This window comes from Moraxella ovis (genome assembly GCF_900453105.1).
GTDB classification, from domain to species: domain Bacteria; phylum Pseudomonadota; class Gammaproteobacteria; order Pseudomonadales; family Moraxellaceae; genus Moraxella; species Moraxella ovis.
Genome location: NZ_UGPW01000001.1, coordinates 1778711 through 1802318, shown reverse-complemented (window position 1 = coordinate 1802318; position 23608 = coordinate 1778711). Strand labels below are relative to the sequence as shown.

The following is a 23608-nucleotide window of genomic DNA, read 5'->3' as shown; positions in this document are numbered from 1 at the left end:
CATGCCTATCGTAAAAGCAAAACCTACGTCACCAGGTCGCCGCTTTGTTGAAAAAGTAGTGCATCCACACCTTTATAAAGGTCGTCCTTATGCACCGCTTGTTGAATCAAAAGCTAAAACTGGTGGCCGTAACAACAACGGCCGTATCACTACCCGTCATATCGGTGGTGGTCACAAGCAACACTATCGTCTGATTGACTTTAAGCGCAATAAAGACGGCATCATTGCAACTGTTGAACGCATTGAATACGATCCAAACCGTACCGCGCACATCGCACTATTGAAGTACGCAGATGGTGAGCGTCGTTATATCATTGCACCTAAAAAATTGGCTGTAGGCGATCAGGTTCAATCTGGTGAGGGCTCTCCAATCCGCCCAGGTAACTGTTTGCCACTTAAAAATATCCCAGTGGGTACTGTTATTCACAACATCGAACTAAAAATTGGCAAAGGCGCGCAAATCGCTCGTTCTGCTGGTGCAGCGGTTCAATTGTTGGGTCGTGACGGTGCTTATGTGATCGTTCGTTTGCGTTCTGGCGAAACTCGTCGTATCCACGCAAACTGCCGCGCGGTTATTGGTGAAGTTTCTAACACTGAAAATAACCTAAAATCACTTGGTAAAGCAGGTGCATCGCGCTGGCGTGGCGTTCGTCCTACCGTTCGTGGTACTGCGATGAACCCGATTGATCACCCGCATGGTGGTGGTGAAGGACGTAACTTTGGTAAACATCCAACCAGTCCTTGGGGTCAGAAAGCTAAGGGTCTTAAGACTCGTTCTAACAAGCGTACTGACAGTATGATCATCCGTCGCCGTCGTGCCAAGAAATAAAGGAAAAGTTTCATGCCTCGTTCATTGAAAAAAGGTCCATTTATCGATGCGCATTTGTTTGCTAAGGTTGAAGACGCTCTAGAAAGCAACAACCGCAAGCCGATCAAAACTTGGTCTCGTCGCTCGATGATTCTACCACAAATGGTAGGTCTAACCATCTCAGTTCACAATGGCCGTACTCACGTGCCAGTTATCGTGAATGAGCAAATGGTTGGCCATAAACTTGGTGAATTCGCTCCGACCCGTTCATACCGCGGTCACGGCGTTGATAAGAAATCTAAGAGATAAGGTGCTACCATGGAAGTAACTGCAAAATTACGTGGTGCCGCCATTTCGGCACAAAAAGTAAGATTGGTTGCGGACGAAGTTCGTGGTAAGCCAATTGAGCGCGCTTTAGACATCTTGACCTTCAGCAACAAAAAAGGTGCTAAATTGGTCAAAAAATGCCTACAATCAGCAATTGCTAACGCTGAGCACAACAACGGTCTAGATATTGACACACTGCGTGTATCTACCATCTACGTTGATGAAGGCATCACTTTGAAGCGTATTATGCCCCGTGCCAAAGGTCGTGCTGACCGTATCAGCAAGCGCACTTGTCACATCACTGTTAAAGTAGGAGCATAATCATGGGTCAAAAAGTTCATCCTATTGGTATTCGCTTGGGCGTTATCAAAAAGCACAATGCAAACTGGTATGCAAACCCAAAGCAATACTCAGAGTATTTGCTAAACGACTTTAAAGTGCGTGACTTCTTGCGCAATAAGCTAAAAGAAGCAATGGTCAGCAACATCAGCATCGAGCGTCCTACTGGCGCAGCTAAAATTACCATCCATTCAGCACGTCCTGGTGTGATCATTGGTAAGCAAGGCGCTGACATCGAAGCACTTCAAAAAGAGCTCACCAAAATCATGGGTGTTCCTGCACAAGTGAACATTCAAGAGATCACTCAACCTGACCTAGATGCTCGTCTAGTAGCTGTTGGCATCGCTAACCAGCTAGAGCGTCGTGTGATGTTCCGTCGTGCGATGAAACGCGCTGTACAAAACAGCATGCGTTCAGGCGCTCAAGGTATTAAAGTTGAACTATCTGGTCGTCTAGGCGGTGCTGAAATTGCTCGTACTGAGTGGTATCGTGAAGGTCGTGTACCTCTACATACGCTTCGTGCTGACATCGATTACGCAGAAGTGCGTGCAGAAACTACTTACGGTACTATCGGTGTTAAAGTTTGGATTTTCCGTGGTGAGATTCTAGATGGCATGAACAGCGCCTATAACCCAGTGGTTGAAGAGAAGGCTCGCGCACCAAAACGCCGTGGCCGTACCAACAACCGTCGTAATTCAGACAAGGGGTAAGCTATGTTGCAACCAAAACGTACCAAATTCCGTAAAATGCACAAAGGTCGTAATACTGGCCTTGCCCAACGTGGTAACACTGTTGCATTTGGCGAAATTGGTCTAAAATCTATCGGTCGTGGTCGTATGACTGCTCGTCAAATTGAAGCAGCTCGTCGTACCATCACTCGTCGCATTAAGCGTGGCGGTAAAATCTGGATTCGTGTTTTCCCAGACAAGCCTATTACCGAAAAACCATTGGAAGTTCGTATGGGTAAAGGTAAAGGTCCAGTAGAGTACTGGGTAGCTGAAATCAAGCCAGGCAAAATGCTTTACGAAATCCAAGGTGTTAGCGAAGAATTGGCGCGTGAAGCTCTAACTTTGGCATCAGCGAAGCTACCTTTCAAAACGACTATTGTTAAACGGACGGTTATGTAATGAAAACCAACGAATTACGCGAAAAATCAGTAGAAGAGTTGGCTCAATTGCTTGACGAAAAGCAGCTTGATGCATTCCGTCTGCGTATGGCAAAAGCTACGGGTCAGCTAGGCAACACTCACGAAGTTAAAGCAAATCGTCGTACGATTGCAAAAATCTTAACTTTGATTAACGAAAAACAAAGAGGCGACGCATGAGCGAGAACACCCAAACTCAAGAAGTTGGCGTTGTAACTGGTAAAGTAATCAGCAACAAGATGGACAAGTCTATCACCGTTCTGGTTGAGCGCCAAATTCGCCACCCAGTGTATGGCAAACAAATTCGCCGTTCTACTAAGCTTAAAGCTCATGACGAGAACAATGTTTGTCAAGAAGGCGATATCGTTCGTATCAAAGAAACTCGTCCTATCTCAAAGACCAAAACTTGGACTTTAGTAGACGTGGTTGGGACTGCGGTAAAAATTTAAGTTATTTGCATTAAAAGTCATTTGCTAGTATAATGTACGTCTTTTTAGATGTTCATCCACTAAATATGTGCAAATATGGCGCATATTTAGTGGCGAATGGCTTTTATTGCTTTATTTATTATGGAGTAATGCGATGATTCAGACTGAAACAATGCTGGAAGTTGCAGATAACAGTGGTGCAAGACGTGTACAGTGCATTAAAGTACTGGGTGGCTCGCATCGTCGTTACGCATCAGTTGGCGACATTATCAAGGTAACGGTTAAAGAAGCCATTCCTCGTGGTCGTGTTAAAAAAGGCGACGTGATGAATGCGGTCGTTGTACGTACCAAAAAAGGCGTACGTCGTCCAGATGGTTCTGTACTACGTTTTGATGACAACGCGGCAGTTATTCTAAACAATAACAAAGCCCCGATTGCAACTCGTATTTTTGGACCTGTTACCCGTGAACTACGTGGTGAACAATTCATGAAAATTGTTTCACTAGCACCAGAAGTACTGTAACCTTTTAGAGGCATCCTATGGCAAAGTTACGCAAAGGCGATACCGTGGTTGTGATTGCTGGCAAAGATAAAGGCAAGCAAGGCGCAATTTTGGCGGTTAAAGCAGACCGTGTAAAAGTTGAAGGCATTAACATTGTAACTAAACACCAAAAACCTAATCAAATGCTAGGTAAAGAAGGTGGTATCGTTAAGCAAGAAGCATTTTTACATATTTCAAACGTTGCGATTTATAACGCAGCAACCCAAAAGGCAGATCGTATTGCTTACCAAGTAAACGAAGAGGGCAAAAAAGTCCGCATCTATCGTTCTACTGGTGAAGTAGTGGCGACTGCATAAGAGACTAAGGGTATATAGTAATGGCAAGATTAAAATCTTTATACAATGACCAGCTAAAGCAAAAAATCAAAGATGAGCTTGGCTTGGAAAATGTTATGCAAGTGCCAAGAATCACCAAAATCACCCTAAACATGGGTGTTGGTGGCGCAGCACAAGATAAAAAACTACTTGAAGGCGCATTAGCAGACATGACTGCAATCGCTGGTCAAAAACCAGTAGTAACCAAAGCACGCAAATCAGTGGCAGGCTTCAAAATCCGTGAAGAATGGCCAATCGGTTGCAAAGTTACACTACGTGGCGAACAGATGTACGAATTCCTAGATCGTCTTATTGCCATTGCGATTCCTCGTATTCGTGACTTCCGTGGTTTTTCAGCAAAAGCATTTGATGGCCGTGGCAACTATTCGCTAGGCATCAAAGAGCAGATCGTTTTCCCAGAAGTTGATTTTGATAAAATCGATCGTATCCGTGGTTTGGACATTACCATCACTACCACTGCTGCTAACGATGATCAAGGTCGTGCATTGCTAAAAGCATTCGGCTTCCCATTCAGATAAGGTAAACGTTATGGCTAAGAAAAGCATGATTAATCGCGAATTAAAGCGCGAAAAAACAGTTGCTAAGTACGCCGAAAAGCGTGCAGAGCTAAAAGCAATAATCAGCGACATCAATGCAAGTGATGAAGATCGTCTAGATGCAATGCTAGCACTTCAATCACTACCACGCAACTCTTCTCCAGTGCGCCTGCGTAATCGCTGTGGCCTAACTGGTCGTCCGCATGGTTATTTCCGCAAATTTGGTTTATCACGTAATAAACTACGTGAGCGCGTAATGCAAGGTGATGTACCTGGCGTTCGTAAAGCAAGCTGGTAAGGAGTATCGCAATGAGTATGCAAGATCCTGTTGCTGATATGCTAACCCGCATCCGCAACGCACAATCAAGAAACAAACCATCAGTATCAATGCCTGCTTCTAAGCTACGTAAATCTATCGCTGACCTCTTGGTTGACGAAGGTTATGTGACTAGCGCAGAAGTAAGCGAAGTTGAGAATGGTAAAAAAGTTTTGACTATAGAGTTGAAATACTACCAAGGCAAAGGCGTCATCGCTGAACTTAAGCGTTATAGCCGTCCTGGTCTACGTCAATACCGTGGCAAAGATGAACTTCCAAGCGTACAAAAAGGCTTGGGTGTTGCTATCATCTCTACCAGTAAAGGTATCATGAGTGACCGTGCAGCTCGTGCCGCTGGTATCGGTGGTGAAGTAATTGCGCTAGTTGCTTAATATCCAACTAGTTAAATTACAAAAAGATGAAATCCTTGGTTTACGCCAAGGATTTTTTCTGTTATAATAGCGTGCTTTTCTAATTAGCTATCAAATACTGATTAGAAAATCATTGTTTCACTGCCATCAATTCGATGGTTTTTATTATCATTAAAGGAAATTCCTATGTCTCGTGTGGCTAAAGCCCCAGTAACGTTGCCAGCTGGCACTAGCGTTACTTTGAACGGTCAGCAGGTTGAAGTTAAAGGCAAGAATGGTTCTTTGTCTTTACGCCTGCATGATTTGGTCGAGCTAAAACAAGAAGAAGGTGTTGTTACGCTTTCTCCTGTTGCTGATACCAAAGAAGCGTGGATGCATACCGGCACAGTTCGCGCATTGGTCAATAACATGGTTCAAGGTGTGAGCAACGGTTTTGAGCGTCGCCTACAACTTATCGGTGTTGGTTATCGTGCACAAGTTGCAGGTAATAAAGTAAACCTAAACCTAGGTTTTTCACACCCAATCGAATATACGCTACCTGAAGGTGTAACCGCAGAAAGCCCAAGCCAAACTGAAATCGTTCTAAAATCAAGCGATAAGCAGAAACTTGGTCAAGCAGCTGCGAAAATTCGTAGTTTCCGTCCACCAGAGCCTTACAAAGGTAAAGGTGTTCGCTACAGCGATGAAGTGGTTCTTCGTAAAGAAGCTAAGAAAAAATAAGTAAGGTGAGCAAACATGTTCGATAAAAAATCAGCTCGTCTTCGCCGAGCGAAAAAAACCCGTGCACACATCCGTCACCTAGGTGTAAACCGTTTGACCGTGAATCGCACTCCACGTCATATCTATGCTCAAGTTATCTCGCCAACAGGCGGTGTTGTTGTTGCTCAAGCTTCAACTCTTGATGCTAGCCTACGTTCTAGCGCTACTGGTAACGTTGAAGCAGCAAAAGCTGTTGGTGCGTTGATTGCAGAGCGTGCAAAAGCTGCGGGTATCACTAAGGTTGCATTTGACCGTAGTGGTTTTAAATATCATGGCCGTGTTAAAGCACTAGCTGACGCTGCTCGTGAAAATGGATTGGAGTTCTAATCATGGCAAAAGTTGAACAAACTGACGGTTTGGTGGAAAAATTGGTTGCCGTTGACCGTGTTGCAAAAGTTGTTAAAGGCGGTCGTATCTTCTCTTTCACCGCATTGACAGTTGTTGGTGATGGTAATGGTCGTGTAGGTTTTGGTCGTGGTAAAGCACGTGAAGTGCCTGCTGCTATCCAAAAAGCTCTTGAAGCTGCTAAGCGCAACATGATTACTGTTGAGCTAGCTGGTCACACACTACAACACCCAATCAATGCTCGTCATGGCGCATCAAAAGTATATATGCAACCTGCCTCAGAAGGTACTGGTGTAATTGCTGGTGGTGCAATGCGTGCTGTTCTTGAAGTTGCTGGCGTTCAAAACGTATTAGCAAAATGCTACGGCTCAACCAATGCAGCTAACGTTGTACAAGCAACTTTCAAGGGTCTTCGTGACATGGTTTCTCCTGATCAAGTTGCAGCGAAACGTGGCAAATCTGTAGAAGAAATTTTGGGCTAAGAAGTAGGTAAGTTACGATGAAAACAATCAAAGTTACTCAAGTAAAATCGAGTAGCCATCGCTTAGCAAGCCACAAAGCTTGTCTAAAAGGCCTAGGGCTACGTCGTATTGGTCATACCGTAGAAGTTGAAGATACTCCTTCAGTTCGCGGTATGGTAAATCGTGTAAATTACATGGTCAAGGTGGAGGAAGCGTAATGGGTCTTCGTTTAAATGAACTTGCACCAGCATTGGGTGCAAAAAGGACAGCTCAGCGCCGCGGCCGTGGTATCGGTTCTGGTCTAGGTAAGACTGGTGGCCGTGGTATTAAAGGTCAAACTTCACGTTCAGGCTCAAGCATCCCAGCAGGTTTTGAAGGCGGTCAAATGCCTATCTATCGCCGTTTGCCAAAATTTGGTTTTACCAGCCAAATGGCGCTTACTACTGCTGAAGTACGTCTTTCTGAATTGAACAAGATTGATGGCGATGTTGTCAGTGTTGAGTCTCTAAAAGCAGCTAACATCATTCGTGGTGACATGAAGCGTGCTCGTATCATCCTATCTGGTGAAATTACTCGTGCCTTTACTTTCAAAGGCGTAAAAGTAACTAAAGGTGCAAAACAAGCAATCGAAGCTGCCGGCGGTAGTGTCGAGGAGTAATGTCGTGTCAAAGCAATCAGCGTCTAAATCAGGCATTCCATTAAATCCATTCGTATTTATTCGTAAATATGATGAATTATGGAATCGTATGCTCTTTTTAATTGGGGCGTTGATTGTTTACCGTCTAGGGTCGCACATTCCTGTGCCTGGGATGAACCCGATCCGTTTGGCAGAATTCTTTAAAGCTGGCGAGAATACCTTTTTAGGTATGTTTAACATGTTCTCAGGTGGTTCACTTGAGCGTATGTCGATCATGGCTTTAGGTATCATGCCATACATTTCAGCATCGATTGTGGTGCAGATGATGTCGGTGGTGGTTCCATCCTTAGAGGCACTCAAAAAAGAGGGCGAGGCAGGGCGTAGAACGCTTAATAAGTACACTCGTCAAGGTGCTTTAGCCCTTGCATTCGTACAAGCGATTGGTATGTCTGCAGGTCTTATTTCACAAAACCTAACCCTTTCTACAGGATTAAGTTTTTATATTCCTGCAGTTACTTCCTTAGTCGCTGGTGCCATGTTCTTAATGTGGCTTGGTGAGCAAATTACTGAGCGTGGCATTGGTAATGGCATCTCAATGCTAATCCTTGCGAGTATTGTAGCGAGTGCACCAGGAATGATTGGTGGTATGTTTGCCAGCAGTACAGGCGGTAGTAAAGAGCTATTAACTTCATTTATCTTTATCCTTTTGGGTGTTGCTGTTACTGCAGCGATTGTATTCATTGAGCGAGCTCAGCGTCGTGTGCCTGTCAACTATGCTCAAAAGCAGCAAGAGGGTCGTAAGGTTTATGCGCAGCAGCAATCTCACTTGCCGTTAAAAATTAATATGGCAGGTGTTATTCCAGCTATTTTTGCCAGCTCTTTGCTTATGCTGCCAGCCAGTCTTGGCCATTTATCAGTACCAACTGAGAATCCAACGACTTTCCAAAGCATCATTCAAAATATGACTTTGGTGTTGCAGCCAGGTCAGCCGTTGTATCTTTTAATTTTTGGTGCACTAATCATTTTCTTCTGTTATTTCTATACAGCTTTAATGTTTAACCCAAAAGAAGTGGCTGAGAACCTAAAGCGTAGCGGCGCTTACATCCCTGGCATTCGCCCTGGACAACAGACAAAACGTTACTTAGACTTTGTTTTAAATCGCCTAACTTTCATTGGTGCCATGTACATGGCGATCATCTGCTTGATGCCAATGGTTGTACAGTCATGGTTTGGTAATCAAGCCTTGCCTTTAGGTGGTACCTCTTTGTTGATCATGGTAGTTGTATTGATGGATTTTATTGCACAAATTCAAGCACACTTGATGACCCATCAATATCATGATCAAACGTTAATTAAAGCACTAAATAACTAATGGTGCATCATAGGAGCATGACATGAAAGTTCAAGCATCAGTTAAAAAGATTTGCGGCAGCTGTAAAATCGTTCGTCGCAAAGGCAAAGTTCTTGTAATCTGCAGTTCAGAACCGCGCCACAAACAACGTCAAGGTTAATTTTACAAATTAATACTTGCAAATTAGTAGCGGATAATGTATTATCCGCTACTTTCCATGCTGTTGTTATTTACAACAGTAGAGTAAACTTAGCAAATGCCATGCATTTGTGCTAATGGAGAGAAATCAATGGCTCGTATTGCCGGTGTAAACATTCCGGACAACAAACACGCAGTGATTTCACTAACTTATATTTTTGGTATCGGTCGTACTACCGCTAAGCAAATTCTTGCTGCTGTTGGTATCAACGAAACTACCAAAATTGGTCAGTTAGATGATGCACAGCTAGATGCTGTCCGTGCAGAAGTTGCAAATTACGCTACCGAAGGTGACCTTCGCCGCGAAATTTCAATGAACATCAAGCGTTTGGTCGATTTGGGTTGCTACCGTGGTCTTCGCCACCGTCGTGGTCTACCTGTAAATGGTCAACGTACAAAAACTAACGCGCGTACCCGTAAAGGTCCACGCAAAGCAATTAAAAAGTAACTAATTTAGGAAGCTAAAAGATGGCAAAAGACACTCGTAGCCGCAAAAAAGTGGCACGTCGTTCGGTATCTGAAGGTATCGCCCATATTCATGCGTCTTTTAATAACACCATTGTAACCATTACCGATCGTCAAGGTAATGCATTGGCTTGGGCCACCTCAGGTGGACAAGGCTTCCGTGGTTCACGTAAATCAACGCCTTTCGCTGCACAGGTTGCTGCTGAAGTTGCTGGCAAAGCAGCTCAAGAAACCTACGGCGTAAAAAATGTTGATGTCTTGGTTAAAGGTCCAGGACCAGGTCGTGAGTCTGCGGTTCGTGCATTAGGTGCATTGGGTTATAAAATTAACAGCATCAGCGATGTAACACCAATTCCACACAACGGCTGCCGCCCACCTAAGAAGCGCCGCGTTTAAGGAGAAAGACACATGGCCCGTTATATTGGTCCAAAACTAAAATTGTCACGTCGTGAAGGTACTGACCTGCAACTAAAATCAGGCGTTAAGCCTTATGATGTGAAAACTAAAAAAGCAAGTCGTGCGCCTGGTCAGCATGGCAACAGCCAAAACAAAACTTCTGAATACGCTTCACAGCTTCGTGAAAAGCAAAAAGTAAAACGTATGTACGGTGTACTTGAGCGTCAATTCTCTAACTACTATAAAGAAGCTGCTCGTATGCGTGGCGCAACAGGTGAAAACCTACTTGGTATGCTAGAGCGTCGTTTGGATAACGTTGTTTATCGTATGGGTTTTGGTGCTACTCGTGCAGAAGCACGTCAGTTGGTTAGCCACCGCTCAATTTTGCTTAAGAAAGCAGGTCGTGATGAGTTTGTTCGTGTGAACATTCCTTCAATCCAAGTTCAAGATGGCGACGTAATTGCTGTTCATGAGAAATCTAAAGAACAACTACGTATTAAAAACGCTGTTGAGCTAGCGACACAACGTGGTATTCCAGAATGGCTAGAAGTTGATCACAGCAAACTTCAAGGTACTTTCAAGACTGCTCCAGAACGTAGTGAACTACCTGCTGAAATCAACGAAAGCTTGATTGTTGAGCTATATTCTAAATAATCCGAATTAACCATCGAGGTGACACTATGACAAATGCAACTGAGTTTCTAACACCTAGCACCATTCACGTAGATGCGGTTAATGAAACGACTGCTAAGGTCACGCTCGAGCCGTTAGAACGTGGCTTTGGGCATACGCTAGGTAATGCTCTTCGCCGCATCTTGCTTTCTTCATTGTCTGGCGCTGCCGTCATCGAAGCAGAGATTGAAGGTGTTGATCATGAGTATTCAACACTTGAAGGTCTGCAAGAAGACGTGATGGATTTGCTATTAAACCTGAAAGGTTTAGCAATCACTTTGCACGATCAGAATGAAGCATATTTGACTTTGGATAAGCAGGGCGCAGGTATTGTTACTGCTGCCGACCTAGAGTTGCCACATAATGTAGAAATCGCTAATCCTGAATTGGTGCTTGGTACATTAAGTGACCGTGGCCATCTAAAAATGCGCCTACGTGTCGTAACTGGTCGTGGCTACGAGCCTGCCAATCAACGTCGTGAAGATGCTAGCTCAAAAGCAATTGGTCGTCTAAAACTTGATGCAAGCTTTAGCCCAATTCTACGTGTGGCATATGATGTTGAGAATGCTCGTGTTGAGCAGCGTACCGATCTTGACAAGCTAATTATTGAGCTTGAAACTAACGGTACGATTGACCCTGAAGAAGCGATTCGTAAAGCAGCAACTATTCTTCAACAGCAAATCGCAATCTTTGTTGATTTGGAAGCTGAGGAAGTGGTTGAGCCTGTCAAAGAAAAAGAAGAGATTGATCCTGTGCTGCTACGTCCAGTGGATGATCTTGAACTAACGGTTCGCTCAGCAAACTGCTTGAAAGCTGAAAACATTTATTATATTGGCGATTTGGTACAACGTTCTGAAACTGAACTGCTTAAAACTCCAAATCTTGGTAAGAAGTCATTGACTGAAATTAAAGATGTTCTTGCATCTAAAGGTCTTGAACTTGGAATGCGCTTAGAAACTTGGCCACCAAGCGACCTACGAGTTGATGATCGCTTTTCTTATCGTAGCCGTTAATTTAAAGGATACTGACCATGCGACATCGTAACAGTGGCGTTAAGCTGGGTCGCACCAGCAGCCATCGTAAGGCAATGTTCCAAAACATGACTAACTCTCTGTTTGAACATGAGCTAATAAAAACCACTTTGGTTAAAGCAAAAGAGCTACGCCGTGTAGCTGAGCCTTTGATCACTTTGGCAAAAGAAGACAGCGTTGCCAACCGCCGTTTGGCGTTTGACCGCACTCGTAACAAGGCTATCGTTGGTAAATTATTCAACGAACTTGGTCCTCGTTACCAAACTCGCCCAGGTGGCTACCTGCGCATCATCAAGTGTGGCTATCGCGATGGCGATAACGCACCGATGGCTTACGTTGAGTTGGTAGATCGCCCATAATTTATGGTGATTTAGACTCAATAAAACCCCGATTCCTATCGGGGTTTTTTTATTTTCCTAAAACCTATAAGTCAGAAAGATCTAATACCTCATGATCTATTGTATTAATGACATCAACATTAGCCAACACATCAATTTGACCATCTGGTAGATCCTCAATGTCATAAGGTGAGCTTACTTCTATGGTTTCATTATCAAGTTCATGAATAACCACTGCATCGTCAAGTAATTCAAGCAATGCCAGCAATGGCTCATATGCCGTGATATAAATACCGATGTTTTTATTTTTTGGATTTATAAGGTATTTGGGTGTTTGTTTGCTAGACGGTAGGATGAATTGATTCCCTTGACTGCTGTTTTTGATGATGCGGAACTGTTCGTCGTTAATGTCGGCATAGGTTGATGCATTGCTGATCTTTTTGTTTAACGGTGGGTATTTTTAAAACCTTTGCCAATGCATCTTTAGCAGAGATGTGCGTTAATAGCATGTAGCCGATTTCGGTAGGGTATGCGACGATCTGCCCGTTTTGGAGTGCTTGTTTAATTTGCTCTAGTAGTCTTGGCTGAGGGTTTTCTGGATGTGGATAAATTGTATTCATGGCTGTCCTTTTTGATTGGGTCATTGAAATTTTTGACAGATTATTAAAAACAACCATATAAGCCGACGAGCATCTCTTGGTAGCTTGTCTGGATGGTTAAGATATTGATTGGCCCGCTCATACACATCATGGGCAAAAGTACTTTTTGTTGTATCAAAATCAGCGTTTAGATTATCCTGCGATACATAAAAATATCGCCCACAGGCTTGGTTGAGTAGGCATTCTATCGCCTGCGGTTTGATTTCTACTTGTTCAAAGATGGCTTGAGTCTGCTCATCACGGCCGTCAGATTCATACCAATAGCCAAAATCATTAAGTGTGCGTCGATGCTTGCCTGCGATACACCAATGGCTGATCTCATGCAAGGCGCTGGCAAAGAATCCATGGGCAAATTCAATGCGTGCAGGGCTTCCTGCTTCGCTTGGGAAATATTCGGGTTCGTTTTCGCCTCGCACCAGTATGGTTGGCATGATATCAATGTTTTTTTGATCAAACATTTTGTTGAATAGTTTTATAAGCCAATCTGTCAGTGCATCATCATCGTTATGATCGATATTCTGCCATGTGTCACGAAAATTGCCTAAGTCTCTGACGGTGAAATTTTGGGTGATTTTTTTGATGTCATCTTGATCTGACAGCAACTTGAATAGATTTTGCCAAAGATTGAAAACGTGATTTTTGTTGTCACTCTGATTAAGTGCAAGGTCTGGTGAGAGGTCGTAAAATGAAATGAAAGTCATGATTATTGAATTGCAAATTTTTTGTATTATAGCATTATTTGTCTCTGTAAGATAAATCTGATGATGGGTTAATAAGCTCATACAAAATAGCCGTGAAAATATTCCTAATTTATGAAATAATACGCCTAATATTAAAATAGGAAATCTATGATGACGCAATCAATCAATCAATCTAATCCCAGCCAAGAGCTGCCTGCCAATATTCTGCTTGAGAAATGGGCTGATATTGGTTTTTCTTGGTCTGGCGAGGTGGCTGTAGAGAGTTTCGAGCGACTTTCAAAAAATTTAATTCTACAAGAGCAAAATCAACAGGTCAAGAATCTTAATCTTAAAGTGAATCTGCAAAAAATAGACGGCACCCTGTGGCTGAACTATGAAGTTGCAGGTAAGCTTATTACCCCGTGTCAGCGATGTCTTGAATCGACGACCGTGGATGTCACAGGGGATTATCGATTGGCGATTTTATTCAATGAATCTCAGGCTGATCAAGTGCAGGACGCTGAATATGTGTTGGTTGATGAACTAAACCCTTCTGACTCTCGTAAAATGCTGCCTATCAAGGATCTGCTAGAGGATGAGCTTTTGCTTGTGCTACCATTATCTCCACGCCATGACGACTGTGATATGCCAATTGAGATGTTAGAAGATGAAGAGGAGGCGGCCGATAACCCATTTGCAGCATTGGCTGCACTAAAGGAACAATTAAATTAACTTAATGTTTGATTAGTTTAGAAAAAGTTTTGTAATTTTTTATGTTTAGGCTTTGAAAAATCAAAAAGTTTTCGGTATAATACAGCGTTTATTGTGCTTAGGTTAGATGAGCAAGGCAAAAGGTGCTATGTCTTGGCTGTATTTTTACAATATCATCCTAAGCAAACCAATTTTCACTTTATTTTGGCGATCGGGACGATTATGATTGTCTTGATCTGACGAATTTTAGGAGCTATCATGGCAGTTCAACAAAACCGCAAAAGCCGTTCACGCCGCGACATGCGTCGTTCACACGACCGTATGGTAGTGAACACTCTAAGCATTGATTCTACTACTGGCGAAAAACATCTTCGCCACCACGCGACCAAAGACGGTTTTTACCGTGGTCGTCAGCTGTTCAAGGTAAGCCAAGACAGCTAATCGGTAGATAATACCAATAAGCCAAGCCGTGTTGTTTGTTCAATGCGCTTGGCTTTTTATTTTGGCAAGTTCACTAAGCTTGAGCTGCTAAAATTAGTAAACAAATGTTTATTTTTTATGTTAGAATGCACCTAATTTGGATTCATTATCCAATAAAATAAATAGTCATAAACACAAAATAGGTATCGTATGGCAGAAAATAATACCATGAAACGCGTTGCGGTGGTTTTCCCTGGTCAAGGTTCGCAAGCGGTTGGCATGATGAATGAGCTGGCAGAGCATTTTCCTATTGTAAAGTCAACCTTCGATGAGGCGAGTGTAGCGCTTGGATTTGACCTTTGGGAAATCACTCAGGATGAGTCACGCCTACATAAGACAGAATACACGCAGCCTGCATTATTAGCGGCGAGTGTTGCGATTTGGCATATTGTTAAGGATAAATTAGGCACTCAAGGCGTTAAGCCCGTATGTCTGGCCGGTCACTCATTGGGCGAATATAGTGCCTTGGTAGCAGGCGGCGTATTAAGCTTGGCGGATGCTGTTAAATTGGTTCATGAGCGTGGCAAATACATGACACAAGCGGTTGCAGGTATTGACACTCAAATGGCAGCCGTGCTCGGTCTTGATGATGAACAAGTGGCCAGCCTGTGTGAGGACGCAACTCAGAATGCTGGCATCGTGAACCCTGCTAACTTTAATAGCCCAGGTCAAGTGGTGATCGCAGGCACAGAAGTGGGTGTTAGCCATGTGCTGGCATCGGTTGAAAACCTAGGTAAAAAAGCCGTACCACTAAAAGTATCCGTGCCATCACATTGTCAGCTGATGAATCCTGCAACAGATAAGTTGGCAGCGCTACTGAGCGACACGGTATTCAAACAAGCAGAGATCCCTGTCATTCAGAACCGCCACGCTGTCGTTCATGATGACATTAATGACATTAAGACTTCATTGATTGAGCAGCTGTCTATGCCTGTTCAATGGGCTAAAACCATGCGAAAACTGGCTGATAAACATATCGATGTTATCATCGAATGCGGCCCTGGTAATGTCCTATCAAATCTTGCCAAGCGCCAGGCCGAGCCAATCACAGCTCTGCCTACTGATAAATTGGTGCGCCTTGAGAAATTGGAGAATTTAGCATGAGCAGAAAGATTGTATTAGTAACGGGCGCTAGCCGAGGTATCGGCCGTGCCATCGCGCAAAAATTTGCAGCAGAAGGTCATTTTGTTATCGGCACAGCGACCAGTGAAAAGGGCGCTGAAGCTATCGAAGAATATTTAAGTGAAGCTGGTGGTATCGGCCGCGTGTTGGATGTTTGCGATGAAGAAGCGATCGATAACCTATTTGAAGAGATCGACAGTGTTTATGGTAGCGTCAATGTGCTTGTTAATAATGCCGGCATCACCAAAGACGGTCTTTTAATGCGCATGAAAAATGAGGACTGGTCCGATGTTATTGACACCAACCTAACTTCTATTTACCGTACCTCTCGTCGCGCCATTAAAGGCATGATGAAGGCTCGCTCTGGACGTATAATTAACATCACGTCGGTGGTAGGGCAGATGGGTAATGCTGGTCAGGCCAACTACGCTGCTAGTAAAGCAGGTGTTGAGGGCTTTACCCGCGCATTGGCTCGTGAGATCGGATCGCGTGGCGTGACTGTAAACTGCGTTGCACCTGGTTTTGTAGAGACCGACATGACCGAAGAGCTTGATGAGCGTCTAATCAATTCCATGCTAGACGCTGTTCCGCTAGGACGCATGGCGCAGCCTGAAGAGATCGCTGCAGCGGTGACTTTCTTGGCGAGCGACGAAGCCAGTTACATCACAGGCGAGGTGTTGGCTGTCAATGGCGGCATGTACATGTAATCACATATTTTTTATAAAATAATTGACAAATTTTTGATTTGTGATTATTATTTATCTTAAATTGTGCACAACTGTATTCATAAAACTTGCACTATCCGTGAAAATGTTTTATGATACGCTAAATTTCTGATAAATAGTTAAAATCAGTATGGTGCTGATAAGTAGCATTTATCCATCGATTTAAAGGAAATACCTATGAGCGATATCGAAGCTAAAGTAAAAGACGCAGTGGCTGAACAACTTGGTCTAAACGTTGCTGACATCAATAATGACGCGTCATTCATGGACGATTTAGGTGCAGATTCTCTAGACCTAGTTGAGCTTGTAATGGCATTTGAAAGCAACTTCGGCATCACCATCCCTGATGAAGATTCTGCTGAGCTTACTACTGTTCAAAAAGCAATCGACTACGTGACTGCTAAGCTTTAATTGATTGATTAAAGTCAGATCACAAAACCACCCATTTTGGGTGGTTTTTTATTGCCATTGATTGGCACTAAGTAGCAATCTAAACTACAATTTATAACAATTTCGTAGCAAAACTTAGCGATTCTGCGGATTAATTTTTGGTAAGATGATCTTAATTGATGAGCGATTTTGTATTAAGCTCATTATGATGAGTTATCCAAAAATTTGCCCACTAAATGTTAAGTGTAGGGCAGTCAATAAACAAACAGGAGTCTATTATGAGTATTTTTAGTTTTGCCAAAGACATCGGTGATAAAATCTTTAATCGTAACAAGAAAGATGCAGCACCAGCTGCAAACACAGCAGCACCAGCTGAGCCAACTGCACAAGAAATTGCAAACTTGCTATTGGCTCGCGTACAAGCTCAGAACGTTCAGATCAGCAATCTGTCAGTAAACTATAACAGCGATACGGACACCGTAACACTATCGGGTGCAGCCAAGACCCAAGAAGATCGCGAGCGCGCACGCTTGGCGGTGGGTAATGTCCAACACGTTGAGACGGTTGTTGATAACATCACAGTAGAATCTCAAGAGTCTGAGTCTCGTTTCTACACCGTAAAATCAGGCGACAACCTATCAAAAATCGCCAAAGAAATGTATGGCGACGCCAATGACTACATGAAGATCTTCGATGCGAACAAGCCTATGCTTTCACATCCAGACAAAATCTATCCAGGTCAAGTATTGCGAATCCCTGCATAATCTTACCCAGATTGATTAAAAAGTTAGTTAAAAAGACCGCCATCGTGCGGTCTTTTTTTGCTGTTTTAACTATTTTGGCAGTGGAGGTTGAGCGCATCTTGAGTTTGGTGAATGCGATGTCTAACTTCATCGGCGGTTAAGGCTTTTTGGGAGCCATCATCGCTAATCTCATGGACGTCGCCACCTGCGTTTAGTGTTGCTAGATTGTCCCGCAGGATTTGGCATTGTTTTTGCCTTGTGGCGTCTATTGGTGGCGCTGCTGATCTTGGTTGATAAAAATTAAGAGCTGTGTGACTGCCTTGAGGTGGTAGCTGGCTATAACGCGGCTCACCATATTTACCGATACTTTGATAAACAGTGACAGCCTGAGCATTGGCTGATGCCATCATCAGCGCGATAGACGATAGGATGTAATGAAGGGATGTTCGCATGAGTGTCATCATTAGGATTTGGGGTATTGTAGCATTGATGCGATCAGAATGTTGGGATTTGACGGGTTATTTCATGATTAAAGATTGGCAAGATGATAAATTACAAAAAATCTGAACATATGTGCAAAATGGGCTTGGCAAAAGGTGGCTTTTGGGTTAATATAGTCGTGTAGTATTTTTGATAACTAATTTCGTATTTATTCATACTTATCATAAAAATTAGTTATAAATGAATTTAAAGTCGGCGTAATTTTTATCCAAAATTGCGTTTGTCAGATTAAATTTAACAAATTACCGTTTGTTCATGCTGATCTGACATTGCTTTAGACTTATCGGTCTGCAAGACGAACATCCTGTCAATACTCTTTCGTCTTTGTCGGTTCATACTTGCAATTGTCTTTTGTCTATAGCAACTTTATTGTGTTTGTTTAATTTACCCATCTGGTAAAAAGGATTGACAATGACAGAGCAAACCACCCAAGCCCCCAACATGACGGGCCATACTCAGACGGCAGACGCCGCCAAACATTTCCGTGAAAATCAAGAAAAACTTGCCCGTGGCGAAACTGTTGCCATGAGCGGGGCAGAACTGCTTGTGCAAGCCTTAGTTGATGAAGGTGTGACCCATATCTTTGGCTATCCTGGCGGTGCGGTGCTGCATATCTATGATGCCCTATTTAAGCAAGATAAAATTGAGCATATCCTAGTTCGTCACGAGCAGGCGGCAGGACATATGGCGGACGCTTATAGCCGTGTTACAGGACGTACGGGTGTGGTACTAGCCACGTCAGGGCCTGGCGTTACTAATACCGTAACCGCCATTGCCACAGCGTTCATGGACTCCATTCCTATGGTGGTGCTGGCAGGGCAGGTGCCAAGCACCTTGATTGGTGATGATGCATTCCAAGAGTGCGACATGATCGGTATCTCTCGCCCAGTGGTCAAGCACAGCTTCCAAGTGCGCAACCCTACTGACATTCCTGAAATCATCAAAAAAGCTTTCTTTATCGCAAGCTCGGGCCGTCCTGGCCCTGTGGTGGTGGACATTCCTAAGGACATGACGAACCCTGCTGATAAATTTGACTATGTCATGCCAAGCGAGATTCACATTCGCTCATATCAGCCAACTTCCAAGGGGCATGGCGGCCAAATCAAAAAAGCTCTAGACGTACTACTTTCTGCCAAACGCCCAGTGCTATACTCAGGTGGTGGCGTGGTGCAAGGCAATGCAAGTGATGAGCTTCGTGAACTTGCCAATTTGTTAAATCTGCCCGTTACCAACACGCTCATGGGGCTTGGGGCATATCCTGCCACAGGCGAGCAGTTTGTGGGCATGTTGGGTATGCACGGCACTTATGAAGCCAACATGACCATGCACCATGCGGACGTTATCCTAGCGGCGGGGGCAAGGTTTGATGACCGAGTTACCAACAACGTCAAAAAATTCTGCCCGAACGCTACCATTATTCACATTGACATTGACCCAACGTCTATCTCAAAAACCATCAGTGCCCACATCCCTATCGTAGGCGATGTCAAGCCTGTCTTGACTGAAATGGTTGCGCTTATCAAGTCGAGTGATAAACGTTTAGACGAACACGCTCTTGCTGATTGGTGGACGCAAATAGGCGAATGGCGTAAGCGTCATGGTCTGCGCTACGGTGATGATACGGACGCCGATGTCCATGCGATCATGCCACAACGTGTCGTTGAAACACTGTGCAAATTGACAGACGGTAAGGCGATTATCACCTCCGATGTTGGTCAGCACCAAATGTTCGCCGCTTTATATTATAAATATGACGAGCCACGCCAATGGCTAAACTCTGGCGGACTTGGCACCATGGGCGTGGGCTTGCCTTATGCCATGGCGGCAAAACTTGCCTGTCCTGAAAAAACAGTGGTCTGTATCACGGGTGAGGGCTCCATTCAGATGAATATCCAAGAGCTATCAACGTGCTTGCAGTATAATTTGCCCGTTAAGATTTTGAATTTAAATAACGCCCAACTTGGTATGGTAAAACAATGGCAAGATATGCTGTACGAAGGTCGCCACGCCCAAAGTTATATGAAATCGCTGCCTGATTTTGTCAAACTTGCCGAGAGCTATGGGCATAAAGGCGTAAAAATCACCAATCCCGCCACCATGGAAAAAGAGCTAAAAGAAGCCCTAGAAATGGACGGTTTGGTATTTATTGATGTGTATGTGGACAGAAGTGAGCACGTCTATCCCATGCAAGTGGCAGGACAGTCCATGCGTGATATGTGGTTATCAAAAGGGGAGCGTACCTAATGGCACAGCTACAAAAACACTTGATTTCGGTACTTATGGAAAACGAAGCAGGCTCGCTGTCTCGTGTGGTTGGACTGTTTAGTCAGCGTGGCTACAACATTGATACGCTAAACGTTGCCGCCACCGAAGATCCCACGCTGTCTCGCTTAACCTTGACCACGATTACCACGGCTGATAAGATTGAGCAGATTACCAAACAACTTCATAAACTCATTGAAGTGGTTAAAGTCCAAAACCTATCGGAAGTCTCTGGCGGTAGTCAGATTGAGCGTGAGCTGATGCTCATCAAAGTGCGAGCGACAGGGGCATACCGTGAAGAAGTGTACCGCACGGCAGACATATTCCGAGCCCAAATCGTGGACGTGTCGGCAAACCTTTATACCATTCTTATCACAGGGGACGCAGGCAAGTTAGATGGCTTTATTGATGTCATCGGACGCGATAAAATCCTAGAAGTGGTACGCTCTGGCGTGATTGGTATTGCAAGGGGCGAGCGGACGCTTTCTTTGTGATGGCAAAAGTTGTCTTAAAAGGTCATATCATCATTCCTAAAACCAATCGGCAAGTTATTTTAGATGAACTTAAAAAACACATTGGCTTAACACGTCAAGAAAGTGGTTGTTTGATATTTCAAATCACACAAGACAACAGCGATGCCGATAAGTTTTGGGTTTATGAAGAATTTGTGAACAAAGAAGCCTTCGACTTTCATCAAGCTCGTGTGCGTTTGTCGGATTGGGGGCGTGTTTCTTGTGGTGTACAGAGATATTATGAACCTTTGATTGTTGTTGATTGATTTTGTGAGAAAAATATGATTGTAGAATTGGCAAGCCTACCACTTGCGGTGCAGACTTATATTCAAAATGAGCAAAAAGTACAGCTTGTTGTGCAAGGCGAACAGGTGCATTTAACGCCCTTACATCAATTTGCATCAAAGCCAAGAACCCCAGGTTTGCTTGCTCATTTGAACATTCATACCGATGATGATTTTTGGTTTGAGCGAATGAGTGAAGAAGAATTGGCTTGCTGGATTGTCAAATAAAATGAAAGAGTTGAAATTGTTTTGATTATTTTATTTCATACGGTTATTTTTTCCGTTGCTATAATATTTAATTGGTGGTTGGAGCTTGTACTATTTTGGTGGATGCCATTCTTGGTGATACACCCTATTATTGGTTGGTTTAGCGAGCTTTCTGAGCATTATCCAATGATGGATTTATCTGATGATACACCAAGATTTTATTCAAGAAATAGATATGCAGGATTTTTTGAAAAAATCTTTATTGGTATGCATTCTGATAATTTGCATTTAACTCATCATTTATTCCCTGCAATATCTCATTGGAATTTAAAAAAGGCAACTCAAATCTTAAAAGAAGATGATAATTTTTGTAGATGGGATAATTATTGGGGAGGTATTTTTTCGTCATCAGAACCAAGTAGAGTCAGCCTGCTTGATTTTATTAATAAATAATAAGTAACATCAAGAGCTGGTATGAAGATATTGATAAAACCAGAGATTTTTGCTCTTTTTGCGGCTATTTTAAATGGGTCTATCGGCATATTTACCAGATTTGCCTTTGGTTTTGATGGTGGTTTGTCTCCTACTGCCTTAGCATTTTGGAAGTGTTTTGTTGCTTTTTTGTTAATAGCTTTGATTGGTTTTGGTAATGGACAAATAAAACAAGAGATAATACATCACTCAAAGTACTGGTATAAATTTGCCTTATTGGGGTTTTTGGGTATTTTTTGTCTGTATTTCTTTGAGACTTGGGCATTTTATCACGCCTCTATCCCTTTAGTGTCATTTTTAACTTATGCAGCAGGCGGAGTAACATTACTTTTATCGGTATTTTTTCTTGGAGAAAGGTTAAATATTTATAAAATTATCGCTTTTTTTAGCATTATTTTTGGCGTATCTTGTTTATTCTTATTTAATAATGATGTATATGGTAGTTACCTAGGTTTTGTACTGGCTTTACTTGGTGGTCTTGGTTATGCTTTATTTATATTTGTATCAAAGGTGTTAAAAGTTGGTGGCGGTATTGCTCAGCTTTTTTGGTTGTTTGCCTTTGGTAGTGTTTATCTTTTTATACCTTATTCTTGGGACTTATATCTGCCAAATGGTATGGCTTGGTTGATGATTTTTTGCCTTGTATTATTGCCAACCATTGGAGGATTTTATTTAACCACCAAAGCAGTTGAATATGGCGAGGCAAGCAAAGTTCAGATTATTGAGACAAGCGACCCATTATTTGCTACTTTATTGGCATTAATAATTTTTGGCGATGTTCTAAGCCTTGTTGGATATATTGGAGCATTATTTATTTTTGTTGGTATCATCATTATGATAAAATCATCAAAGTGATTTTTTTATCTATTTAATTCAACCCAACGCCATTTATGGCAAATTTTTAAGGAAAACTCGTATGAGCTTAAATATTTTTTATGATAAAGATTGTGATCTATCAATCATCCAAGGCAAAAAAGTTGCCATCATCGGCTACGGCTCACAAGGTCATGCCCACGCCCTAAACCTAAAAGACAGCGGTGTTGATGTGACTGTAGGTCTGCGTGCCGGCTCTGCATCTTGGAAAAAAGCTGAAAATTCGGGCCTAAAAGTCGCTGAAACTAGTGATGCGGTAAAAGGTGCTGATCTGGTAATGATCCTAACACCTGATGAATTCCAAAAGCAGCTATACGCAGAAGTGATCGAGCCAAACATTAAACAAGGCGCGACGCTTGCCTTTGCTCATGGTTTTGCCATCCACTACAACCAAGTTGTGCCACGTGCTGACCTTGATGTGATTATGGTTGCACCAAAAGCACCAGGCCATACTGTACGTTCTGAATTCGTGAATGGCGGCGGTATTCCTGATCTAATTGCTGTCTACCAAGACGCATCAGGTCAAGCCAAGCAAGTAGCGCTATCTTACGCATCAGGCGTGGGTGGCGGTCGCTCTGGCATCATCGAGACGACATTCAAAGACGAAACTGAAACTGACTTGTTCGGTGAGCAAGCCGTTCTATGTGGTGGTGCGGTTGAGCTTGTTAAAATGGGCTTTGAGACCCTAGTAGAAGCAGGCTATGCACCTGAGATGGCGTATTTTGAGTGCTTGCACGAGCTTAAGCTGATCGTTGATTTGATGTATCAAGGCGGCATCGCGGACATGAACTATTCAATCTCGAATAACGCTGAATACGGCGAATACGTGACTGGTCTTGAAGTGATCAATGATCAATCCCGCGCGGCCATGCGTAACGCGCTAAAACGCATCCAATCTGGCGAATACGCGAAAATGTTCATCTCTGAAGGTCAGTTGAACTATCCATCAATGACCGCTCGTCGCCGTCAAACTGCTGAGCACGAAATCGAAAAAACTGGTGCAAAACTACGTGCCATGATGCCTTGGATCACCGAGAGCAAAATCATCGACAAAGAGAAAAACTAATTTTCTTTTTAAAGATAAAAACAGCTGCCCTTTTGGGCGGCTGTTTTGTTTGGGTGTTTGTTTGTGGTTTAAACCATTTTCT

41 protein-coding genes are annotated in these 23608 nt (G+C 43.2%); 37 read left to right on the top strand and 4 right to left on the bottom strand.

Annotated features, from left to right (window positions below; all coding sequences use genetic code 11):
- The first annotated feature begins 1 nt into the window (after window position 1).
- From rplB to rplQ, 24 genes are all read left to right on the top strand, one after another.
- The gene (gene rplB, locus DYD54_RS08655) at window positions 2-829 is read left to right on the top strand and encodes a 50S ribosomal protein L2 (RefSeq protein ID WP_063514563.1); all 828 of its coding nucleotides are present in this window, start codon (window positions 2-4) and stop codon (window positions 827-829) included.
- Window positions 830-841: 12 nt separating this feature from the next.
- Window positions 842-1117: a 30S ribosomal protein S19 gene (gene rpsS / locus DYD54_RS08650; protein WP_036364316.1), complete on the top strand. Its 276-nt coding sequence runs from the start codon at window positions 842-844 to the stop codon at window positions 1115-1117.
- A gap of 9 nt (window positions 1118-1126) precedes the next feature.
- The gene (gene rplV, locus DYD54_RS08645; RefSeq protein WP_036364312.1) at window positions 1127-1456 is read left to right on the top strand and encodes a 50S ribosomal protein L22; all 330 of its coding nucleotides are present in this window, start codon (window positions 1127-1129) and stop codon (window positions 1454-1456) included.
- Window positions 1457-1458: 2 nt separating this feature from the next.
- Window positions 1459-2184 (top strand): 30S ribosomal protein S3, encoded by a 726-nt coding sequence (gene rpsC / locus DYD54_RS08640; protein WP_046697085.1) that lies wholly within the window; start codon window positions 1459-1461, stop codon window positions 2182-2184.
- A 3-nt stretch (window positions 2185-2187) separates the two neighbouring features.
- Window positions 2188-2601 carry a 50S ribosomal protein L16 gene (gene rplP / locus DYD54_RS08635; protein ID WP_029102635.1) on the top strand — a complete coding sequence of 138 codons (414 nt, stop codon included), beginning with the start codon at window positions 2188-2190 and terminating at the stop codon, window positions 2599-2601.
- Window positions 2601-2798, top strand: coding sequence for a 50S ribosomal protein L29 (gene rpmC, locus DYD54_RS08630; RefSeq protein ID WP_036364307.1), 198 nt, complete (start codon window positions 2601-2603; stop codon window positions 2796-2798). Before rplP ends, rpmC begins: the two co-directional genes overlap by 1 nt.
- Window positions 2795-3067: a 30S ribosomal protein S17 gene (rpsQ, locus tag DYD54_RS08625; protein WP_063514562.1), complete on the top strand. Its 273-nt coding sequence runs from the start codon at window positions 2795-2797 to the stop codon at window positions 3065-3067. The genes rpmC and rpsQ overlap by 4 nt, the downstream gene beginning before the upstream one ends.
- A 133-nt stretch (window positions 3068-3200) precedes the next feature.
- A complete protein-coding gene (gene rplN, locus DYD54_RS08620) occupies window positions 3201-3569 on the top strand; it encodes a 50S ribosomal protein L14 (RefSeq protein WP_029102638.1) in 369 nt (122 codons plus the stop codon).
- A gap of 17 nt (window positions 3570-3586) precedes the next feature.
- The gene (gene rplX / locus DYD54_RS08615) at window positions 3587-3904 is read left to right on the top strand and encodes a 50S ribosomal protein L24 (protein ID WP_036364296.1); all 318 of its coding nucleotides are present in this window, start codon (window positions 3587-3589) and stop codon (window positions 3902-3904) included.
- Between the two features lie 20 nt (window positions 3905-3924).
- Window positions 3925-4461, top strand: coding sequence for a 50S ribosomal protein L5 (rplE, locus tag DYD54_RS08610; protein ID WP_063514561.1), 537 nt, complete (start codon window positions 3925-3927; stop codon window positions 4459-4461).
- A gap of 10 nt (window positions 4462-4471) precedes the next feature.
- On the top strand, window positions 4472-4777 hold the full coding sequence (rpsN, locus tag DYD54_RS08605) for a 30S ribosomal protein S14 (RefSeq protein ID WP_036364291.1): 306 nt from the start codon (window positions 4472-4474) through the stop codon (window positions 4775-4777).
- An 11-nt stretch (window positions 4778-4788) separates the two neighbouring features.
- Window positions 4789-5187: a 30S ribosomal protein S8 gene (rpsH, locus tag DYD54_RS08600; protein ID WP_063514560.1), complete on the top strand. Its 399-nt coding sequence runs from the start codon at window positions 4789-4791 to the stop codon at window positions 5185-5187.
- Window positions 5188-5352: 165 nt separating this feature from the next.
- Window positions 5353-5886: a 50S ribosomal protein L6 gene (gene rplF / locus DYD54_RS08595; protein ID WP_063514559.1), complete on the top strand. Its 534-nt coding sequence runs from the start codon at window positions 5353-5355 to the stop codon at window positions 5884-5886.
- A 15-nt stretch (window positions 5887-5901) separates the two neighbouring features.
- Window positions 5902-6252, top strand: coding sequence for a 50S ribosomal protein L18 (gene rplR / locus DYD54_RS08590; RefSeq protein ID WP_063514558.1), 351 nt, complete (start codon window positions 5902-5904; stop codon window positions 6250-6252).
- Between the two features lie 2 nt (window positions 6253-6254).
- Entirely contained in the window at window positions 6255-6752 is a 498-nt protein-coding gene (rpsE, locus tag DYD54_RS08585) for a 30S ribosomal protein S5 (protein WP_063514557.1), read from the top strand.
- A 17-nt stretch (window positions 6753-6769) separates the two neighbouring features.
- The gene (gene rpmD, locus DYD54_RS08580) at window positions 6770-6949 is read left to right on the top strand and encodes a 50S ribosomal protein L30 (protein ID WP_036364273.1); all 180 of its coding nucleotides are present in this window, start codon (window positions 6770-6772) and stop codon (window positions 6947-6949) included.
- Complete coding sequence (gene rplO / locus DYD54_RS08575; RefSeq protein WP_063514556.1) at window positions 6949-7389, top strand: 50S ribosomal protein L15; 441 nt, start codon at window positions 6949-6951, stop codon at window positions 7387-7389. Before rpmD ends, rplO begins: the two co-directional genes overlap by 1 nt.
- Window positions 7390-7393: 4 nt before the next feature.
- Window positions 7394-8740 (top strand): preprotein translocase subunit SecY, encoded by a 1347-nt coding sequence (secY, locus tag DYD54_RS08570; protein WP_063514555.1) that lies wholly within the window; start codon window positions 7394-7396, stop codon window positions 8738-8740.
- Window positions 8741-8762: 22 nt separating this feature from the next.
- Window positions 8763-8879, top strand: coding sequence for a 50S ribosomal protein L36 (gene rpmJ / locus DYD54_RS08565; protein WP_036364264.1), 117 nt, complete (start codon window positions 8763-8765; stop codon window positions 8877-8879).
- A 129-nt stretch (window positions 8880-9008) separates the two neighbouring features.
- Window positions 9009-9365, top strand: a complete 357-nt coding sequence (rpsM, locus tag DYD54_RS08560; RefSeq protein ID WP_036364261.1) for a 30S ribosomal protein S13 — start codon at window positions 9009-9011, stop codon at window positions 9363-9365.
- A 20-nt stretch (window positions 9366-9385) separates the two neighbouring features.
- Window positions 9386-9778 (top strand): 30S ribosomal protein S11, encoded by a 393-nt coding sequence (rpsK, locus tag DYD54_RS08555; protein WP_036364258.1) that lies wholly within the window; start codon window positions 9386-9388, stop codon window positions 9776-9778.
- 12 nt (window positions 9779-9790) lie between these two features.
- On the top strand, window positions 9791-10432 hold the full coding sequence (gene rpsD, locus DYD54_RS08550) for a 30S ribosomal protein S4 (RefSeq protein ID WP_063514554.1): 642 nt from the start codon (window positions 9791-9793) through the stop codon (window positions 10430-10432).
- A gap of 26 nt (window positions 10433-10458) precedes the next feature.
- Window positions 10459-11463, top strand: coding sequence for a DNA-directed RNA polymerase subunit alpha (locus DYD54_RS08545; RefSeq protein ID WP_063514553.1), 1005 nt, complete (start codon window positions 10459-10461; stop codon window positions 11461-11463).
- 17 nt (window positions 11464-11480) lie between these two features.
- Window positions 11481-11840, top strand: coding sequence for a 50S ribosomal protein L17 (gene rplQ / locus DYD54_RS08540; RefSeq protein ID WP_036364248.1), 360 nt, complete (start codon window positions 11481-11483; stop codon window positions 11838-11840).
- A gap of 64 nt (window positions 11841-11904) precedes the next feature.
- On the opposite strand, the gene DYD54_RS08535 is transcribed toward rplQ, so the two are convergent.
- The 3 genes from DYD54_RS08535 to DYD54_RS08525 form a co-directional block, all read right to left on the bottom strand.
- A complete protein-coding gene (locus DYD54_RS08535; RefSeq protein ID WP_063514552.1) occupies window positions 11905-12087 on the bottom strand; it encodes a hypothetical protein in 183 nt (60 codons plus the stop codon).
- A gap of 136 nt (window positions 12088-12223) precedes the next feature.
- Window positions 12224-12439, bottom strand: coding sequence for an L-threonylcarbamoyladenylate synthase (locus DYD54_RS08530; protein WP_063514551.1), 216 nt, complete (start codon window positions 12437-12439; stop codon window positions 12224-12226).
- Window positions 12440-12459: 20 nt separating this feature from the next.
- Window positions 12460-13179, bottom strand: a complete 720-nt coding sequence (locus DYD54_RS08525) for an elongation factor P hydroxylase (protein ID WP_063514550.1) — start codon at window positions 13177-13179, stop codon at window positions 12460-12462.
- A gap of 147 nt (window positions 13180-13326) precedes the next feature.
- Between DYD54_RS08525 and DYD54_RS08520 the strand changes: the two genes are divergently transcribed.
- The 6 genes from DYD54_RS08520 to lysM all read left to right on the top strand — a co-directional run bounded on the left by DYD54_RS08520 (window position 13327) and on the right by lysM (window position 17350).
- Entirely contained in the window at window positions 13327-13890 is a 564-nt protein-coding gene (locus DYD54_RS08520) for a YceD family protein (RefSeq protein ID WP_063514549.1), read from the top strand.
- A 237-nt stretch (window positions 13891-14127) separates the two neighbouring features.
- A complete protein-coding gene (gene rpmF, locus DYD54_RS08515) occupies window positions 14128-14310 on the top strand; it encodes a 50S ribosomal protein L32 (protein WP_046697072.1) in 183 nt (60 codons plus the stop codon).
- Window positions 14311-14499: 189 nt separating this feature from the next.
- Entirely contained in the window at window positions 14500-15453 is a 954-nt protein-coding gene (fabD, locus tag DYD54_RS08510; protein WP_063514548.1) for an ACP S-malonyltransferase, read from the top strand.
- Complete coding sequence (gene fabG, locus DYD54_RS08505) at window positions 15450-16178, top strand: 3-oxoacyl-ACP reductase FabG (RefSeq protein WP_063514547.1); 729 nt, start codon at window positions 15450-15452, stop codon at window positions 16176-16178. Before fabD ends, fabG begins: the two co-directional genes overlap by 4 nt.
- A gap of 195 nt (window positions 16179-16373) precedes the next feature.
- On the top strand, window positions 16374-16607 hold the full coding sequence (gene acpP / locus DYD54_RS08500) for an acyl carrier protein (RefSeq protein ID WP_036364227.1): 234 nt from the start codon (window positions 16374-16376) through the stop codon (window positions 16605-16607).
- A 257-nt stretch (window positions 16608-16864) separates the two neighbouring features.
- A complete protein-coding gene (gene lysM / locus DYD54_RS08495) occupies window positions 16865-17350 on the top strand; it encodes a peptidoglycan-binding protein LysM (protein WP_063514546.1) in 486 nt (161 codons plus the stop codon).
- Between the two features lie 65 nt (window positions 17351-17415).
- Here the strand turns inward: lysM and DYD54_RS08490 are convergent, their stop codons facing one another.
- Entirely contained in the window at window positions 17416-17781 is a 366-nt protein-coding gene (locus DYD54_RS08490; protein WP_063514545.1) for a hypothetical protein, read from the bottom strand.
- 574 nt (window positions 17782-18355) lie between these two features.
- On the opposite strand from DYD54_RS08490, the gene DYD54_RS08485 reads away from it, so the two are divergent.
- The 7 genes from DYD54_RS08485 to ilvC all read left to right on the top strand — a co-directional run bounded on the left by DYD54_RS08485 (window position 18356) and on the right by ilvC (window position 23526).
- Window positions 18356-20074 carry an acetolactate synthase 3 large subunit gene (locus DYD54_RS08485; protein ID WP_228703626.1) on the top strand — a complete coding sequence of 573 codons (1719 nt, stop codon included), beginning with the start codon at window positions 18356-18358 and terminating at the stop codon, window positions 20072-20074.
- Complete coding sequence (ilvN, locus tag DYD54_RS08480; protein WP_063514543.1) at window positions 20074-20586, top strand: acetolactate synthase small subunit; 513 nt, start codon at window positions 20074-20076, stop codon at window positions 20584-20586. The genes DYD54_RS08485 and ilvN overlap by 1 nt, the downstream gene beginning before the upstream one ends.
- Window positions 20586-20870 (top strand): putative quinol monooxygenase, encoded by a 285-nt coding sequence (locus DYD54_RS08475; protein WP_063514542.1) that lies wholly within the window; start codon window positions 20586-20588, stop codon window positions 20868-20870. Before ilvN ends, DYD54_RS08475 begins: the two co-directional genes overlap by 1 nt.
- Before the next feature lie 15 nt (window positions 20871-20885).
- Window positions 20886-21116, top strand: coding sequence for a hypothetical protein (locus DYD54_RS08465; RefSeq protein ID WP_063514541.1), 231 nt, complete (start codon window positions 20886-20888; stop codon window positions 21114-21116).
- A 21-nt stretch (window positions 21117-21137) separates the two neighbouring features.
- A complete protein-coding gene (locus DYD54_RS08460; RefSeq protein ID WP_063514540.1) occupies window positions 21138-21548 on the top strand; it encodes a fatty acid desaturase in 411 nt (136 codons plus the stop codon).
- Window positions 21549-21569: 21 nt separating this feature from the next.
- Window positions 21570-22442: a DMT family transporter gene (locus DYD54_RS08455; RefSeq protein WP_063514539.1), complete on the top strand. Its 873-nt coding sequence runs from the start codon at window positions 21570-21572 to the stop codon at window positions 22440-22442.
- A 61-nt stretch (window positions 22443-22503) separates the two neighbouring features.
- Entirely contained in the window at window positions 22504-23526 is a 1023-nt protein-coding gene (gene ilvC / locus DYD54_RS08450) for a ketol-acid reductoisomerase (RefSeq protein WP_036364200.1), read from the top strand.
- Window positions 23527-23608: the final 82 nt, after the last annotated feature.

Bases quoted from the DNA above. Each gene is read 5' to 3' on its own strand.
- ilvC (WP_036364200.1), top strand. From the start codon at position 22,504: ATGAGCTTAAATATTTTTTATGATAAAGATTGTGATCTATCAATCATC.
- rplE (WP_063514561.1), top strand. From the start codon at position 3,925: ATGGCAAGATTAAAATCTTTATACAATGACCAGCTAAAGCAAAAAATC.
- rplQ (WP_036364248.1), top strand. From the start codon at position 11,481: ATGCGACATCGTAACAGTGGCGTTAAGCTGGGTCGCACCAGCAGCCAT.
- lysM (WP_063514546.1), top strand. From the start codon at position 16,865: ATGAGTATTTTTAGTTTTGCCAAAGACATCGGTGATAAAATCTTTAAT.
- rplR (WP_063514558.1), top strand. From the start codon at position 5,902: ATGTTCGATAAAAAATCAGCTCGTCTTCGCCGAGCGAAAAAAACCCGT.
- DYD54_RS08485 (WP_228703626.1), top strand. From the start codon at position 18,356: ATGAGCGGGGCAGAACTGCTTGTGCAAGCCTTAGTTGATGAAGGTGTG.
- DYD54_RS08475 (WP_063514542.1), top strand. From the start codon at position 20,586: ATGGCAAAAGTTGTCTTAAAAGGTCATATCATCATTCCTAAAACCAAT.
- rplN (WP_029102638.1), top strand. From the start codon at position 3,201: ATGATTCAGACTGAAACAATGCTGGAAGTTGCAGATAACAGTGGTGCA.
- ilvN (WP_063514543.1), top strand. From the start codon at position 20,074: ATGGCACAGCTACAAAAACACTTGATTTCGGTACTTATGGAAAACGAA.
- rplP (WP_029102635.1), top strand. From the start codon at position 2,188: ATGTTGCAACCAAAACGTACCAAATTCCGTAAAATGCACAAAGGTCGT.
- DYD54_RS08490 (WP_063514545.1), bottom strand. From the start codon at position 17,781: ATGCGAACATCCCTTCATTACATCCTATCGTCTATCGCGCTGATGATG.
- acpP (WP_036364227.1), top strand. From the start codon at position 16,374: ATGAGCGATATCGAAGCTAAAGTAAAAGACGCAGTGGCTGAACAACTT.
- rpsQ (WP_063514562.1), top strand. From the start codon at position 2,795: ATGAGCGAGAACACCCAAACTCAAGAAGTTGGCGTTGTAACTGGTAAA.
- rplX (WP_036364296.1), top strand. From the start codon at position 3,587: ATGGCAAAGTTACGCAAAGGCGATACCGTGGTTGTGATTGCTGGCAAA.
- rpsK (WP_036364258.1), top strand. From the start codon at position 9,386: ATGGCAAAAGACACTCGTAGCCGCAAAAAAGTGGCACGTCGTTCGGTA.
- rplF (WP_063514559.1), top strand. From the start codon at position 5,353: ATGTCTCGTGTGGCTAAAGCCCCAGTAACGTTGCCAGCTGGCACTAGC.
- rplV (WP_036364312.1), top strand. From the start codon at position 1,127: ATGGAAGTAACTGCAAAATTACGTGGTGCCGCCATTTCGGCACAAAAA.
- DYD54_RS08455 (WP_063514539.1), top strand. From the start codon at position 21,570: ATGAAGATATTGATAAAACCAGAGATTTTTGCTCTTTTTGCGGCTATT.
- rpsN (WP_036364291.1), top strand. From the start codon at position 4,472: ATGGCTAAGAAAAGCATGATTAATCGCGAATTAAAGCGCGAAAAAACA.
- rpsS (WP_036364316.1), top strand. From the start codon at position 842: ATGCCTCGTTCATTGAAAAAAGGTCCATTTATCGATGCGCATTTGTTT.
- rplB (WP_063514563.1), top strand. From the start codon at position 2: ATGCCTATCGTAAAAGCAAAACCTACGTCACCAGGTCGCCGCTTTGTT.
- DYD54_RS08465 (WP_063514541.1), top strand. From the start codon at position 20,886: ATGATTGTAGAATTGGCAAGCCTACCACTTGCGGTGCAGACTTATATT.
- rpmC (WP_036364307.1), top strand. From the start codon at position 2,601: ATGAAAACCAACGAATTACGCGAAAAATCAGTAGAAGAGTTGGCTCAA.
- rpsD (WP_063514554.1), top strand. From the start codon at position 9,791: ATGGCCCGTTATATTGGTCCAAAACTAAAATTGTCACGTCGTGAAGGT.
- rplO (WP_063514556.1), top strand. From the start codon at position 6,949: ATGGGTCTTCGTTTAAATGAACTTGCACCAGCATTGGGTGCAAAAAGG.
- fabD (WP_063514548.1), top strand. From the start codon at position 14,500: ATGGCAGAAAATAATACCATGAAACGCGTTGCGGTGGTTTTCCCTGGT.
- rpsE (WP_063514557.1), top strand. From the start codon at position 6,255: ATGGCAAAAGTTGAACAAACTGACGGTTTGGTGGAAAAATTGGTTGCC.
- rpmJ (WP_036364264.1), top strand. From the start codon at position 8,763: ATGAAAGTTCAAGCATCAGTTAAAAAGATTTGCGGCAGCTGTAAAATC.
- DYD54_RS08525 (WP_063514550.1), bottom strand. From the start codon at position 13,179: ATGACTTTCATTTCATTTTACGACCTCTCACCAGACCTTGCACTTAAT.
- DYD54_RS08530 (WP_063514551.1), bottom strand. From the start codon at position 12,439: ATGAATACAATTTATCCACATCCAGAAAACCCTCAGCCAAGACTACTA.
- rpsC (WP_046697085.1), top strand. From the start codon at position 1,459: ATGGGTCAAAAAGTTCATCCTATTGGTATTCGCTTGGGCGTTATCAAA.
- rpsH (WP_063514560.1), top strand. From the start codon at position 4,789: ATGAGTATGCAAGATCCTGTTGCTGATATGCTAACCCGCATCCGCAAC.
- DYD54_RS08520 (WP_063514549.1), top strand. From the start codon at position 13,327: ATGATGACGCAATCAATCAATCAATCTAATCCCAGCCAAGAGCTGCCT.
- fabG (WP_063514547.1), top strand. From the start codon at position 15,450: ATGAGCAGAAAGATTGTATTAGTAACGGGCGCTAGCCGAGGTATCGGC.
- rpsM (WP_036364261.1), top strand. From the start codon at position 9,009: ATGGCTCGTATTGCCGGTGTAAACATTCCGGACAACAAACACGCAGTG.
- DYD54_RS08545 (WP_063514553.1), top strand. From the start codon at position 10,459: ATGACAAATGCAACTGAGTTTCTAACACCTAGCACCATTCACGTAGAT.
- rpmF (WP_046697072.1), top strand. From the start codon at position 14,128: ATGGCAGTTCAACAAAACCGCAAAAGCCGTTCACGCCGCGACATGCGT.
- rpmD (WP_036364273.1), top strand. From the start codon at position 6,770: ATGAAAACAATCAAAGTTACTCAAGTAAAATCGAGTAGCCATCGCTTA.